General features: G+C 45.0%; 13 protein-coding genes and 2 tRNA genes. 13 read left to right on the plus strand and 2 right to left on the minus strand.

Going from position 1 to position 13,772, the window contains the following annotated elements:
* The first annotated feature begins 124 nt into the window (after nucleotides 1-124).
* From JHD44_RS03815 to JHD44_RS03830, 4 genes are all read left to right on the plus strand, one after another.
* Nucleotides 125-1,222, plus strand: coding sequence for a polyamine ABC transporter substrate-binding protein (locus tag JHD44_RS03815; RefSeq protein ID WP_199461262.1), 1,098 nt, complete (start codon nucleotides 125-127; stop codon nucleotides 1,220-1,222).
* Nucleotides 1,223-1,306: 84 nt separating this feature from the next.
* Complete coding sequence (gene potA, locus JHD44_RS03820; RefSeq protein ID WP_199461264.1) at nucleotides 1,307-2,428, plus strand: polyamine ABC transporter ATP-binding protein; 1,122 nt, start codon at nucleotides 1,307-1,309, stop codon at nucleotides 2,426-2,428.
* The gene (locus JHD44_RS03825; RefSeq protein WP_199461266.1) at nucleotides 2,425-3,339 is read left to right on the plus strand and encodes an ABC transporter permease subunit; all 915 of its coding nucleotides are present in this window, start codon (nucleotides 2,425-2,427) and stop codon (nucleotides 3,337-3,339) included. The genes potA and JHD44_RS03825 overlap by 4 nt, the downstream gene beginning before the upstream one ends.
* Entirely contained in the window at nucleotides 3,336-4,151 is an 816-nt protein-coding gene (locus JHD44_RS03830) for an ABC transporter permease subunit (RefSeq protein WP_418903727.1), read from the plus strand. The genes JHD44_RS03825 and JHD44_RS03830 overlap by 4 nt, the downstream gene beginning before the upstream one ends.
* A 2-nt stretch (nucleotides 4,152-4,153) precedes the next feature.
* On the opposite strand, the gene JHD44_RS03835 is transcribed toward JHD44_RS03830, so the two are convergent.
* Together JHD44_RS03835 and yhbY are read right to left on the minus strand one after the other, a co-directional pair.
* Nucleotides 4,154-4,966 (minus strand): hypothetical protein, encoded by an 813-nt coding sequence (locus JHD44_RS03835; protein ID WP_199461268.1) that lies wholly within the window; start codon nucleotides 4,964-4,966, stop codon nucleotides 4,154-4,156.
* Between the two features lie 107 nt (nucleotides 4,967-5,073).
* Nucleotides 5,074-5,376 carry a ribosome assembly RNA-binding protein YhbY gene (gene yhbY, locus JHD44_RS03840; protein WP_199461270.1) on the minus strand — a complete coding sequence of 101 codons (303 nt, stop codon included), beginning with the start codon at nucleotides 5,374-5,376 and terminating at the stop codon, nucleotides 5,074-5,076.
* Nucleotides 5,377-5,998: 622 nt separating this feature from the next.
* Between yhbY and ftsH the strand changes: the two genes are divergently transcribed.
* The 9 genes from ftsH to nusA all read left to right on the plus strand — a co-directional run bounded on the left by ftsH (nucleotide 5,999) and on the right by nusA (nucleotide 13,770).
* Entirely contained in the window at nucleotides 5,999-7,987 is a 1,989-nt protein-coding gene (ftsH, locus tag JHD44_RS03845) for an ATP-dependent zinc metalloprotease FtsH (protein WP_199461272.1), read from the plus strand.
* Between the two features lie 38 nt (nucleotides 7,988-8,025).
* Nucleotides 8,026-8,865: a dihydropteroate synthase gene (gene folP / locus JHD44_RS03850; protein WP_199461274.1), complete on the plus strand. Its 840-nt coding sequence runs from the start codon at nucleotides 8,026-8,028 to the stop codon at nucleotides 8,863-8,865.
* Nucleotides 8,858-10,216, plus strand: a complete 1,359-nt coding sequence (gene glmM, locus JHD44_RS03855) for a phosphoglucosamine mutase (protein ID WP_199461277.1) — start codon at nucleotides 8,858-8,860, stop codon at nucleotides 10,214-10,216. Before folP ends, glmM begins: the two co-directional genes overlap by 8 nt.
* A 77-nt stretch (nucleotides 10,217-10,293) precedes the next feature.
* Nucleotides 10,294-11,037: a triose-phosphate isomerase gene (gene tpiA, locus JHD44_RS03860; RefSeq protein ID WP_199461279.1), complete on the plus strand. Its 744-nt coding sequence runs from the start codon at nucleotides 10,294-10,296 to the stop codon at nucleotides 11,035-11,037.
* A 5-nt stretch (nucleotides 11,038-11,042) separates the two neighbouring features.
* Complete coding sequence (gene secG / locus JHD44_RS03865) at nucleotides 11,043-11,405, plus strand: preprotein translocase subunit SecG (RefSeq protein WP_199461281.1); 363 nt, start codon at nucleotides 11,043-11,045, stop codon at nucleotides 11,403-11,405.
* Between the two features lie 19 nt (nucleotides 11,406-11,424).
* Nucleotides 11,425-11,510, plus strand: a tRNA-Leu gene (locus JHD44_RS03870).
* 45 nt (nucleotides 11,511-11,555) lie between these two features.
* A tRNA-Met gene (locus JHD44_RS03875) sits at nucleotides 11,556-11,632 on the plus strand.
* 155 nt (nucleotides 11,633-11,787) lie between these two features.
* A complete protein-coding gene (gene rimP / locus JHD44_RS03880) occupies nucleotides 11,788-12,249 on the plus strand; it encodes a ribosome maturation factor RimP (protein WP_199461283.1) in 462 nt (153 codons plus the stop codon).
* A 30-nt stretch (nucleotides 12,250-12,279) separates the two neighbouring features.
* On the plus strand, nucleotides 12,280-13,770 hold the full coding sequence (gene nusA / locus JHD44_RS03885) for a transcription termination factor NusA (RefSeq protein WP_199461285.1): 1,491 nt from the start codon (nucleotides 12,280-12,282) through the stop codon (nucleotides 13,768-13,770).
* The last annotated feature ends 2 nt before the right edge of the window (nucleotides 13,771-13,772 follow it).

Here is a 13,772-nt window from a genome sequence, read left to right on the forward strand (position 1 = left end):
GCATATTTCTGTTCAAGACCCTCGCTTCGCAGCGGGGGTTTTTTTATGGCATCATCTTTATCTCATTAGTGTGGATGCGTATGATAGCCCGCTTTTTAAAATGATTCAGACTAGGGGACATTCTATGAAATTGAAGTCTTGTGTGTCGGCTTTGGCCGTGGCAGCCACAACAGTGGTGTCGCTTTCTGCTCAGGCGGAAGAGGTAGTACATTTTTATAACTGGTCAGACTACATCGACGAAGAAACTTTACCTAGTTTTGAAAAAGAAACGGGGACTTCAGTCGTATACGATGTTTTCGACAGTAATGAGGTGCTGGAGGCCAAATTGCTTTCAGGGCAGTCTGGCTTTGATTTAGTGGTACCAACGAACGATTTCCTTGGTAAGCAAATCAAAGCGGGTGCTTTTATGCCCCTAGATCGTGCGGCTTTACCGAACTGGTCTAATCTGGATCCGCATATGATGAAGTTGCTAGAAGATGTGGACCCTGGCAACCAATACGCGGTGCCTTACATGTGGGGTACCACGGGTATAGGTATTAACGTTGAAAAAGTTGAGCAGGCGCTTGGCGATGACGTACCGCTTAACAGCTGGTCTTTGGTATTTGAAAAAGAATACCTAGAAAAGCTGCAATCTTGCGGCGTGGTTGCCTTAGATGCGCCGACAGAGGTGCTAAGCTCAGCATTGAATTACCTAGGGCTTGATCCAAACAGTACAGATAAAGGTGACTTGGAAAAAGCGACAGAGCTGATGTTATCGGTTCGTCCATATTACCGTTATTTCCACAGCTCAAAGTACATCAATGACTTGGCAAACGGTGATATCTGTGTCGTTATTGGCTGGTCTGGTGATGTTGCGCAAGCCGCGGCTCGAGCTGAAGAAGCGGATAATGGCGTCGCTATCCAGTACGTTATTCCGAAAGAAGGTGCTTTGATGTGGTTCGATATGCTTGCGATTCCACGTGATGCTAAGAATCCAGAAGGGGCTATGGCCTTGATGAATTTCTTAATGCGCCCAGATATTACTGCAAACATTACTAACTACGTTTGGTATGCGAACGCGAACCCTGAATCTATGACGATGGTTGACCCAGAAATTGCGGGTGATGAAAGCATTTTCCCACCTCAAGAAGTCATGCAAAAACTCTGGCTGCCAAAGGTTTTGGATCAGCGTACGACACGTACTGTGACACGTGCTTGGAACCGTATTAAAACCGGTCAATAATGAGAAAGGCCAGTGCTCTTCTACTGCGCTGGCTGCTCTTTCAATGCAAACATTTGCTAGGCATACATGCCTTGAGGGTACTTAATGATTGAGCCGAGTCTTTCGCGCGACAGTGCTGATGGCCATTTTCTTCAGATAAAAAGTATTGTTAAAACCTATGATGACGTCGTCGCTGTGAACGATGTCTCATTGGATATTGCTAAAGGCGATATATTTGCCTTGCTCGGAGCCTCAGGCTCAGGCAAATCCACTCTATTGCGAATGCTCGCAGGCTTTGAAACCCCGAATTCAGGGCAAATCATCCTGGATGGCGAGGACATCGTGTCGCTGGCGCCTTACCGCCGACCTATTAATATGATGTTCCAATCCTATGCTTTATTTCCGCATATGACGGTGGAGCAGAATATTGCTTACGGCTTAAAACAAGATCGTATGCCGAAAAATTTGATCGCTGACAAAGTGGTGCAGATGCTGCGTTTAGTGCATATGGAAAAATATGCCAAACGAAAGCCTGAGCAATTGTCGGGCGGCCAGCGTCAACGAGTCGCCTTGGCGCGCAGCTTGGCGAAGTCACCGAAGCTTTTATTGCTCGATGAGCCAATGGGTGCGTTGGACAAAAAGCTGCGTAACCGCATGCAATTAGAGGTGGTCGACATTCTTGAAAGTGTTGGCGTGACTTGTGTCATGGTAACCCATGACCAAGAAGAAGCGATGACCATGGCCAATCGCATTGCCATCATGGAAGAAGGCCGTATCGTGCAAGCGGGTACCCCTCGTGATATTTACGAAGCACCGAACAGTCTGCAAGCGGCTGAATTTATCGGCAGTATGAACCTGTTTCATGGCACGATCACAGTGGATGCTCAGGACCATGCAGTCATTCAAACGACAGAAGTGGCAACGCCGATGTACGTTTCTTACGGTGTCACGACGGCGATTGAAGACAAGCAAGTGGTGTTTGCGGTGCGCCCTGAGAAAACGTTAATTTCCCGTGATCAGCCTGATAGTCAATACAATTGGTGTCATGGTGTGGTGCATGATATCGCTTATCTAGGCGGACACTCGGTTTATCATATTCGTCTTGATAATGGCAAAATCGTATATTCATTTATGATTAACTCTGACCGTTTTGCTGATTTGCCTACTTGGGAAGAGTCTGTTTATGTGCATTGGTCGGATGATAGTGGTTTGGTATTGCGCCCATGAAGAAACTACTCGCTCGTTTGTCTCTGCACGCTGAAGCTGGCAAAAAATGGGTGATTGCGCTGCCAACAATATGGTTGGGGCTGTTTTTTGCAATGCCGTTTTTGATTGTTTTGAAAATAGCTTTTGCTGAAGCTGATATCGCGATTCCGCCATATACCGCTTTGTTGTCTATGGCGGATCAAGCCTTTGACCTGCATGTCTACTTTGGTAATTTTGTTTTTCTAACCGAAGATAGTCTCTACCTAGTAGCGTATTTGAACAGCTTAAAAATGGCGGCATTGTCGACGCTATTATGTTTGTTGATCGGTTATCCGATGGCGTATTACATTGCTAGGGCCAAAAGTAATACTCAATCTATTTTGTTGCTGTTGATATTGTTGCCTTCTTGGACCTCCTTTCTGATTCGAATTTATGCTTGGATTGGTATTCTGAAGAGTAATGGTGTTTTGAATAATGTGCTGCTGTGGTTGGGGGTTATTGATCAGCCATTGGCTATTCTGAACACGAATATTGCGGTCTACATTGGTATTGTTTACGCCTACTTGCCATTTATGGTGTTACCTCTGTATGCCAATTTGGTCAAACACGATTACAGTCTGATTGAAGCTTCTTTGGACTTAGGTGCACGCCGTTTAAAGTCTTTTTGGAATATTACCTTCCCACTTTCTCGCAATGGCATCGTGGCAGGTAGCATGTTGGTATTTATTCCAGTAGTGGGTGAATATGTGATTCCTGAATTGCTAGGCGGTACGAATTCAATCGTGATTGGTAAGGTGATGTGGCAGGAGTTTTTCAATAACCGTGACTGGCCTTTAGCGTCTTCATTGGCTTTGATTATGCTTCTGATCCTAATGATTCCGATTCATTTGTTTAGAAAACATCAAGAAAAAGAGTGGGAGGACAGCAAATGAAAATGTCGTTTCGCTTTTCTGGGGTGATGTTTTGGTTTGGCATGGCCTTTTTATACTTACCCATGCTAAGTCTAATTATCTACTCTTTTAATGAATCTCGATTGGTGACTGTGTGGGCGGGTTGGTCTACGAAATGGTATGGCGAGCTGTTTCACGATAAAGATCTAATGATGGCTGTCTGGCGCAGCCTTGAGGTGGCCTTTTGGAGTGCGAATACTGCTGTGCTGTTAGGTATTATGGCGTCAGTGGCGTTAACGCGTTTTGGACGTTTTCGTGGTCGTTCACTACTGCATAGCTTGGTGGCAGCTCCTTTGGTAATGCCTGATGTGATCATTGGTCTGTCTCTTTTACTGCTATTTGTCTCCATGGCGGATGTAATTGGTTGGCCTCAACAACGTGGTCTGCTTACCATATGGATTGCTCATGCGACGTTTTGTACCGCGTATGCGACGGTGGTGATCAGTTCGCGTTTGAAAGAGTTGGACCGTTCATACCTTGAAGCAGCAATGGATTTGGGAGCGACACCGCTAAAAGCGTTTATTCAAGTGACTTTGCCAATCATTATGCCCGCTTTAGTGTCAGCATGGCTGTTGTCTTTTACGCTATCGCTGGACGATGTAGTCATTGCGAGCTTTGTCTCTGGTCCAGGCTCAACAACATTACCTATTGAGGTATTTAGCTCGGTTAGGTTAGGGGTGTCCCCTAAAATCAATGCGCTGGCGACGATTATTATTTTAATCGTTTCCCTGTTTACCTTATCGGTGTGGTGGCTTTCACGACGCAAGTTGAAACGTGACAGTAAAACTATTTAAAGTCAGGCATTGATGTCTAATGAGCCTGAGGAGCCATTGCTTACCTCGGGCTCATATTCTGTCTGACGATATGTTTCATAGTTGCCAATATATATGTACCCCAGCTTCTGATCACTCATTAACAATGGCAGTGCGTCTTCTTGCCGTTCAAACCAAATTTGCAGACCATTGAATTGTGGTGCAAGCGAGTGTGGTAATGCCTCGCTTTTATCGTAAAGCGATTCCAATGGTGTTTCCTCTCCATCTTGATCAATTTCAAATGTCCAATTTTGTGGCAAAGGCTCTAACTCGTTCACCGAATAAGGCGTGCTCAAGTTTTGTCTTGGTTCAAGTTGTCGCAGTGCTTGTTGAAGAGAAGCAGATAAATGATGCGGTATAAACGTTATCAGGCAGAGTTTATCCGTGCCGTCACTTCCTAAGAGGTGTAGTTCAATGCGCTTAAATTGGTTTTCATGTTGTAAATCTTTAATGCTGTCAGCATAGCTGGGACTGTTTGTGCTTTGGCTGAGCGGTGGTGTTTGTAATGTAAGCTGCCATGAGTGATTGGCGGGCGCGAATTGACTGAGTGCCGTAACCTGAATCTCAGGGCTGTCTAATTGTCGCAAAATAGCTTCAAGCATATTAGCGATAATGCTGTCAGTAGGGGTTAGCTCCGTTGCATACTCATAGGATAAGCTGATTTGTTGTACATGTGCGGCAGCATCACTCAATGTAAGGCTATCTTGAGATGGTCGTGTTCGCCTACGGCGGAAGTGAGTAGGGTCTTCTCGCTCTGGTAGTTGTGTGAGTTTACTAACTGTATCAATAAAGATCATAACGTCGTCTCTTTTCTTATTAAGAATAAATATCGACGTTCAAGTTCAATAGTTTAGTTAGAAGATTTTAAAGGCTAACCTTGGCTAGCCTTTAAAATGAGGAATTTCTAGCGAAGTAAGTTAGATAGTTTTGGGTTTGGCTCAAGCGCTGCGCGATAGAAAAGAGCCACTTTACCAATAGTTTGAACAATCTGAGCTTTTAAAACTTTGCTCGTTTCTTCGACTAGCTCATAGCGCGCTTCACGATCTGTCACACTGTAACGAACTTTGATTAGTTCGTGATCTTCAAGAGCTCGATCGATTTCAGTCAAAACCGATTCAGTTAAGCCATTACCTGCAACCGTTACCACTGGGTTAAGTGAGTGCCCGATGTTGCGGTATTGCTTTTTTTGTACGTTTGTCAAACTCATAATTAAAATTTCTCATCTTGGTTGATCCTCTCTATTGGAGGCTTCAGGAGTTAGGCGATATTATAACGGAATATCATTGCAATTAGGTACGATGAAAGCGTGCAAGAATGTATGCAATGACTAAATTATACGTGGAACATTTCAGTTAGAGCTCTGTCCAACGATCTTGAGATCGGATTCTACAGTGATCGGATCTACCCGTTAAGACGTAGCATTTGATATATTAGTAGAAAAGTGGATCAAACTAGGACGTAAAGTAAGATTTCTATAACGAAAAACTACTTACAGGTAATGGAAACATAGGGCTAGATCTTGTAATTTCAGAAGAGGCCCCAATAGTAATGGTAACAAATGTCTAAATTCGACATTTTACAAACCATTGAGTTAGCTTAGGTGGAGGCCTCTTAGAGGTGTTACGCCCTGAGAGATTTCCTGCTAAGGTTCACACAGAATGAATCAAAACTGAAATCTAAAGCGATACGGAGTCAATTGACTTTGGTGTCACCCGTAAACCTTACGCTTTGATGTATTGGCGTTGAAGCAACTACTAGGACGACGAATTAAAGGTTATACGGCAGTGTTGTTGCAATACTTGGCTTTATAACCGTTAAGAGGTGTGCTCTTGAACGATATGCTTAAAAATATTTTATTGTGGTTGGTGATCGCTGCGGTATTACTGACAGTGTTTAACAACTTTAATACCTCTGCGGATACTAACCGAATCTCTTATTCTGAATTTGTACAAGAGGTTCACGACGGACGTATCGCAAAAGTTGTGGTCGATGGTTACACCATCAGTGGTTCCCGAACCAGTGGCGATACGTTTGAAACTGTACGCCCAGCGGCAGCGGATCCTAAGATTATGGATGACTTGCTAAGCAACAATGTTGTCGTTGAAGGTCGTATGCCAGAGCAACAAAGTATCTGGACTCAGCTACTGGTTGCCAGTTTTCCAATTTTGCTGATACTAGCGATCTTTATTTTCTTTATGCGTCAGATGCAAGGCGGAGGCGGTGGCAAGGGCGGTCCAATGTCCTTTGGTAAATCGAAAGCTCGCTTGTTACCTGAAGATCAAATTAAAACAACATTCGCTGATGTGGCAGGTTGTGATGAAGCCAAGGAAGACGTAGAGGAGCTAGTAGACTTCCTACGCGAGCCAGGTAAGTTTCAGCGTTTGGGTGGTAAAATTCCACGCGGTATCTTGATGTGTGGACCTCCAGGTACAGGTAAAACCTTGCTAGCCAAAGCCATTGCAGGTGAGGCTAAGGTGCCTTTCTTCACGATCTCTGGTTCTGATTTCGTTGAAATGTTTGTTGGTGTGGGTGCTTCTCGTGTACGTGATATGTTCGAGCAAGCGAAAAAACATGCCCCTTGTATCATCTTTATTGATGAGATCGATGCGGTAGGTCGTAACCGTGGCTCCGGTATGGGTGGTGGTAACGACGAGCGTGAGCAAACTCTAAACCAGTTGTTGGTTGAGATGGATGGCTTCGAAGGTAATGAAGGTATTATCGTTATTGCCGCAACGAACCGTCCCGACGTATTGGACCCAGCGTTGTTGCGTCCTGGTCGTTTTGACCGCCAAGTGACAGTGGGCTTGCCAGACATCCGTGGTCGTGAGCAGATTCTAAAAGTTCACCTGCGCAAAGTGCCTGTGGCTGACGATGTTGAGCCGAAGAATATTGCTCGTGGTACGCCAGGTTTCTCGGGTGCAGATCTTGCCAACTTAGTGAACGAAGCGGCGCTGTTTGCTGCGCGTTCGAACCGCCGTCTTGTTAACATGGAACTGCTTGAGCTTGCTAAGGATAAAATCCTAATGGGTGCTGAGCGTAAGTCCATGGTGATGAAGGAAGAAGAGAAACGTAATACGGCTTATCACGAAGCAGGCCATGCCATTGTCGGTTACCTAATGCCAGAGCATGATCCTGTTTATAAAGTGACGATTATTCCACGTGGTCGTGCTTTAGGTGTGACGATGTATTTGCCTGAAGAGGATAAATACAGCTTAAGTAAGCGCGGTCTTGAGTCACAAGTGTGTAGTTTGTACGGTGGACGTATTGCTGAAGAGTTAATTCATGGCTTTGATGGGGTTTCCACTGGTGCATCAAATGATATCGAACGTGCGTCTAGCATTGCGCGTAGCATGGTAACCAAATGGGGGCTTTCTGAAGAGCTTGGTGCTTTCGCTTATGAAGAGGAAGAGCAAGGTGGTTACCTAGGCGGTGGTACCGGTGCTAAAGCAAACTACTTCTCACCAGAAACTGGTAAGAAGATTGATGCTGAAGTGCGTGACATCATTGATCGTTGTTACCAAAAAGCAACGGACATTCTGGTTGAAAACCGTTCTAAACTAGACATGATGGCTGAAGCGTTGATGGTGTATGAAACAATCGATGCTAAGCAAATTAAAGAAATCATGGATGGTAAGAAACCAAGCCCTCCAGCAGGTTGGTCTGATCCATCTGCGGGTGGAAACAGCTCAAATCCTGAGGCCGAAGAAGTGGCGCAAGCTACGAATGAACAGGCCTCTGGTTCAAATGACACCATGACGGATTCTTCTGATACTTCAGAAGAGGCTCCTATCCCTCAAAAACCAACTGGCGAAGCGTAAGCTTCGTCAGTGTTGTTTTTCGGCTAAGTGATACATACATGTCAGTAATGGTTTTTGGCGATAAGTCCTTGGACTTATCGCTTCCTCGCGTTATGGGGATTCTAAACGTAACCCCAGATTCCTTTTCCGATGGTGGTAAGCACAACAGCTTTGATGCGGCAATGCGACAAGTTGAGTCCATGATTGCGGACGGTGCTGACTTTATTGATGTCGGGGGAGAGTCGACACGTCCTGGTGCGGCATTGGTGGGCGAACAGCAAGAGTTAGATCGAGTGCTGCCAGTGGTCGAGGCGATAAAAAAACGCTTTGATACCATCGTGTCGGTTGATACTAGTACGCCTGCCGTCATCACAGGGTCTGCAAGTCTAGGTGCCGGCTTTATCAATGATGTTCGAGCGTTAGAGCGTGATGGTGCACTTGAGGCCGCAGCGAAGACGGGGTTGCCAGTTTGTTTGATGCACATGCGCGGTACACCTCAAAACATGCAGGACTCACCTGCTTACGAAGATCTGATTGAGGATGTTGAGCAATACCTATTGAGTAGAGTTGAGACATGTATTGCAGTAGGTATTGAAAAAGACCAGATTATTCTGGATCCAGGTATCGGTTTTGGTAAGACTCTCGTTCATAATACGACCCTACTTAAGCATACTGAGCGTTTGTTGGCTTTAGGTCACGAAGTGTTGATTGGTGTGTCTAGAAAAACCATGATCGGGGACATCCTTGGTGTCCCTGTTTCCGAGCGTTTATATGGAACAATGGGGGCAAATGCTTCTACTTATCTTAAAGGCGCCCGCATTTTCCGTGTTCATGATGTTAAGCCTCATGTGGACATGCTGAAGGTCATGCATCAGATTGAAGAGAGTCGTAATGCGTAAATATTTTGGTACTGATGGTATTCGTGGTGAAGTCGGTAAGGGACCGATTACACCGGAATTTATGTTAAAGCTTGGTTGGGCGGCTGGCCAAGTTTTTAAAGAGCATGATAAGAAAATTCTTATAGGTAAAGATACGCGTATATCTGGCTATATGTTTGAGTCAGCGTTGGAGTCAGGAATTGTTGCTGCGGGTGCTGATGTGCGTTTGGTTGGACCAATGCCGACCCCTGCCATTGCATATTTAACGCGAACTTTCCGTGCTAGCGCGGGGATTGTAATCAGTGCTTCCCATAACCCTTATACAGATAACGGTATTAAATTCTTTTCAGCTCAAGGCGGTAAATTATCGGACGAGTTAGAAGAGAAAATTGAGTACTACTTGGATCAGCCAATGCAAGTTGTAGACTCCAGTTTAATCGGTCGTGCAAAGCGTATTGATGATGCGGCAGGTCGATACATTGAGTATTGTAAAGGTACTTTCCCAATAGGCTTACAACTCTCTGGTTTGAAAATTGTCGTTGACTGTGCCGATGGTGCGACGTATCACGTAGCGCCACGCGTGTTTTCTGAATTGGGTGCGGAAGTCATTCCAATTGGAGTGAACCCCGATGGTTTGAATATCAATGAAGACAGCGGTGCGACCAAGCCTGAGTTATTACGCAAAAATGTATTAGCAGAAGAAGCCGATATCGGTATTGCTCTAGATGGTGATGGTGATCGTCTGATCCTAGTAGATCGTTTTGGTAAAGTATGTGATGGCGACGATGTACTGTACATCATTGCTAACCATTTGATGGATACTGGACGCTTTAATGGTGGTGTTGTTGGGACACTGATGAGTAACTTCGGCCTAGAGTTAGCTTTTTCTGAAAACGGTATCGGTTTCAGTCGTGCTAAAGTTGGTGATCGATACGTTAATGAGAAGTTGATTCATCATGGTTGGGTGTTAGGTGGAGAGCCATCTGGTCACATAGTGTGTCGCGACATCACGACAACAGGAGACGGTATCATTGCGGCATTACAAGTGCTGCGTGCAATGGTTGAGGAAGAAAAGGCGCTACATGAATTGCTTGAGGGGTTAATTAAATTTCCTCAAAAGCTGAAAAATGTTCGTGTAGCAGCACGCTTTGCGCCTGCTGAAGAGCCTGCGTTGCAAAAAGCCATTGCGATGGCCAATGAAAAGCTAAATGGTCTGGGGCGTGTTCTGTTAAGAGCATCGGGTACGGAGCCATTGATTCGCGTCATGGTTGAAGGTCGCGATCAAGAAATGGTGGATGAATTAGTCGATTATTTAGCGGCTGAAGTCGAACAAGTTGCAAAAGAGAAGAATGGGCAATTCGCTGATTCTTAAATTAAAAACAGGAAATAGCGCTTGATCTAGTATAGACAATTCCCTAGAATAAGCGCCTCTAAATCGAGGGTATCGTTATGGCACGTCGCAAGATAGTCGCAGGTAACTGGAAAATGAATGGCTCAGTAGAGTCGGTTGTTGAACTGGTTAAAGGTTTAGAAGCCTACGATACCGTTGATGTGATAGTTGCTCCTACATTTGTGTATTTGCCTATTATTTCTGAAACCCTCAAGAATTCAGAGATTAAGTTAGCAGCACAAACCGTGTCGGAGTTCGCTTCGGGTGCCTACACGGGTGAAGTAAGTCTATCGATGTTAAAAGACTTTGCTGTATCTCATGTGATTTTGGGGCATTCAGAGCGACGTTCTCTATTTTTAGAAACGGATGCACAAGTAGCTGAGAAAGTTTTAATGACGCTTGATGCAGGGCTAACACCCATTTTATGTGTAGGTGAAACGCTTGAGCAGCGTGAAGCTGGCACAACGCTTGAGGTATGTAATGCCCAAGTGAATGCTGTACTTGAAAAAGTCGGTGTTGAATTGTTTGAAAAAGTTGTAATTGCCTACGAGCCTGTTTGGGCTATCGGTACAGGTAAGTCAGCAACTTCAGAACAAGCTCAAGAAGTACATAAAGGTATTCGAAATAATATTGCCGAAAAATCCATAGAGATTGCACAGAGTGTAGCCATTCTTTATGGCGGCAGTGTTAAGGCATCTAACAGTGCCGAGCTTTTTGCTCAGCCTGACATTGATGGCGCCTTGGTAGGTGGTGCATCGTTGGATGCTAAAGAATTTAATTCGATCATAGAGTCTGCGAAGTAAATAAAATGGAAGCTTTAGTTTTAGTTGTTCATGTATTAGCAGCTGTTGCGATCATCGGGTTGGTGTTAATACAGCAAGGTAAAGGTGCTGATGCAGGTGCTTCCTTTGGTGGTGGTGCGTCGCAAACAGTTTTTGGTAGCCAAGGTGGCGGTAGCTTTTTTGGTAAATTAACAGCTGTTTTTGCATTGGTATTCTTTTTGACGAGCTTTGGTCTAGCATTTTTTGCTAGCGAGCAAGCCAAAACAGTGAATGGCGGTTTGGAATTCGTGCCAAACGCTTCACAAGTTGAAGAAACTGTGGAAATGCCAGCTTTGGATACAGAAGCTGAACAGTCTACAGCGAATCAGGATATTCCTTCTGTAGATTAATTTCTACATCTAGAAATTTGCCGATGTGGTGGAATTGGTAGACACGCCATCTTGAGGGGGTGGTGGCCTACGGCTGTGCCGGTTCGAGTCCGGCCATCGGCACCATTCTTGAGATGGGCGCGTTGTTGTAGTAGAATGTGCCCACGTTGACGCGGGATGGAGCAGTCTGGTAGCTCGTCGGGCTCATAACCCGAAGGTCGTCGGTTCAAATCCGGCTCCCGCAACCAACCTAATCTCATTCATTGCTTATAGGGATGAGATTGAGGTCTGAAAAGATCTTTGAGTTTGGATGGCCCCTTTATGGGGTTTTTTGCTATCTGAACTCCAGTTAAATGGGCCTAGAGCCCGTTTTTTGTTTCTACGCTTTTATCGGAGAAGTCATTTGTCTACTAAGTTTACACAACTAGAAGAGCTTATCAGGCCTGTAGTAGAAGGTTTGGGCTTTGAATTTTGGGGGCTTGAATATCTCTCTCTTGGCAAGGACTCTGTTCTACGTGTGTTTATTGAAACAGACGCCGAGAAAGGTATTGATGTAGAAGATTGTGCATCGGTGAGTCGCCAAGTTAGTGCGATCATGGATGTCGAAGACCCTATTTCTGGTGAATATAACCTTGAAGTATCATCTCCTGGTTTAGATCGCCCATTATTTGAACTCAGCCAGTACCAGCGCTTTATGGGCTCGGTTGTGTCATTACGCTTACGAGTGCCGTTTGATGGGCGCCGTAAATTTAAAGGTCAGCTCACCGGCATTGAAGGTGATGAAGTGGTGCTGCTCGTAGACAACGAAGAGTACTTGCTGCCAATCGAGTTGATTGAAAAAGCAAACATTGTTCCTCAGTTTTAATTTATTCAACCTTTGAGAGAGGCTAAAAGGATGAGCAAAGAGATTCTTTTGGTAGTAGAAGCGGTATCCAACGAAAAAGATGTACCTAAACAGGTGATCTTTGAGGCCGTAGAAACTGCATTAGCGAGCGCTGCAAAACGTCGTTTTGAAGGCGAAGTCAAAGTACGTGTGTCGATTGACCAGCGTACAGGTGATTACAAAACATTCCGTCAGTGGGACATCGTTGCCGATGAAGACTACTCTGCTCCAGATTCTGAACTAACAACAGATGACATGGAAGAGATGGGTCTTGCATTAGGTGCCGGTGAAATCTTCGAGGAAGAAATTGAATCAGAAGAATTCGGCCGTATTGCCGCGCAAACAGCGAAACAAGTAATCGTGCAAAAAGTACGTGAAGCTGAGCGCGCGAAAATGGTGGCTCAATACAGCGATAAAGTAGGCAAGCTGGTTCACGGTCAAGTGAAGAAAGTAACCCGCGACAGCCTAATCATCGATTTAGGTGAAAACGCTGAAGCATCTTTGCCAAAAGATGCTCTAATCAACCGCGAAACGTTCCGTCTTAATGATCGTATTCGTGCATTGCTGCAAGAAATTCGTGAAGACAACCGTGGTTCACAGTTGGTGCTATCGCGTACTTCTCCCGAGTTCATGGTGGAGTTGTTCCGTCTTGAAGTGCCTGAAATTGCTGAAGAAGTGATCGAAATCCGTGGCGCAGCACGTGATCCAGGTCTACGTGCGAAAATCGCTGTAAAAACAAGCGATCGCCGTATTGATCCTATTGGTGCTTGTGTTGGTATGCGTGGTGCACGCGTTCAAGCGGTTTCAAATGAAATGAATGGTGAGCGTGTTGATATCGTGCTTTGGGACGACAACCCAGCACAACTGGTAATCAATGCCATGGCACCAGCAGAAGTTGACTCAATCGTTATTGATGAAGACTCTCACTCAATGGATGTTGCAGTGAAGAGCGATAATCTTGCTCAAGCGATTGGTCGTAATGGTCAAAACGTTCGTCTTGCATCAGCGTTAACTGGCTGGACACTGAATGTTATGACTGCTGAAGATGCTCAAGCGAAGCAACAAGAAGAGTCTCAGAAACTGATTGACTTGTTTGTTACAGCTTTGGACATCGACGATGACCTAGCGATTCAGCTAGTAGAAGAAGGCTTTGCAACCATTGAAGAAGTTGCATACGTGCCAATGGAAGAAATGTTAGACATCGACGGATTTGATGAAGATTTAGTAAACGAATTACGTACACGTGCTAAAGAAGCGTTATTGAACCAAGCATTGCAAGCGGAAGAGCAACTTGAAAGTGCGAAACCAGCGCAAGACTTGCTAGAAATGGAAGGTATGGATAATCACCTAGCCTTGGTTCTGGCGTCGAAAGGCGTTATTACGATGGAAGACTTGGCAGAGCAATCAGTTGATGAATTACTTGAGATTGATGAAATGGATGAAGAGCGTGCCGCAGCATTAATTTTGACCGCGCGTGCACCATGGTTTGCTGAATCTGAATAAAA

The sequence above is a fragment of the Marinomonas ostreistagni genome (genome assembly GCF_016461785.1).
Classification (GTDB): Bacteria; Pseudomonadota; Gammaproteobacteria; order Pseudomonadales; family Marinomonadaceae; genus Marinomonas; species Marinomonas ostreistagni_A.

Coding starts and splice junctions, on each gene's coding strand:
- JHD44_RS03815 (WP_199461262.1), top strand. CDS start 125: ATGAAATTGAAGTCTTGTGTGTCGGCTTTGGCCGTGGCAGCCACAACA.
- potA (WP_199461264.1), top strand. CDS start 1,307: ATGATTGAGCCGAGTCTTTCGCGCGACAGTGCTGATGGCCATTTTCTT.
- JHD44_RS03825 (WP_199461266.1), top strand. CDS start 2,425: ATGAAGAAACTACTCGCTCGTTTGTCTCTGCACGCTGAAGCTGGCAAA.
- JHD44_RS03830 (WP_418903727.1), top strand. CDS start 3,336: ATGAAAATGTCGTTTCGCTTTTCTGGGGTGATGTTTTGGTTTGGCATG.
- JHD44_RS03835 (WP_199461268.1), bottom strand. CDS start 4,966: ATGATCTTTATTGATACAGTTAGTAAACTCACACAACTACCAGAGCGA.
- yhbY (WP_199461270.1), bottom strand. CDS start 5,376: ATGAGTTTGACAAACGTACAAAAAAAGCAATACCGCAACATCGGGCAC.
- folP (WP_199461274.1), top strand. CDS start 8,026: ATGTCAGTAATGGTTTTTGGCGATAAGTCCTTGGACTTATCGCTTCCT.
- glmM (WP_199461277.1), top strand. CDS start 8,858: ATGCGTAAATATTTTGGTACTGATGGTATTCGTGGTGAAGTCGGTAAG.
- tpiA (WP_199461279.1), top strand. CDS start 10,294: ATGGCACGTCGCAAGATAGTCGCAGGTAACTGGAAAATGAATGGCTCA.
- secG (WP_199461281.1), top strand. CDS start 11,043: ATGGAAGCTTTAGTTTTAGTTGTTCATGTATTAGCAGCTGTTGCGATC.
- nusA (WP_199461285.1), top strand. CDS start 12,280: ATGAGCAAAGAGATTCTTTTGGTAGTAGAAGCGGTATCCAACGAAAAA.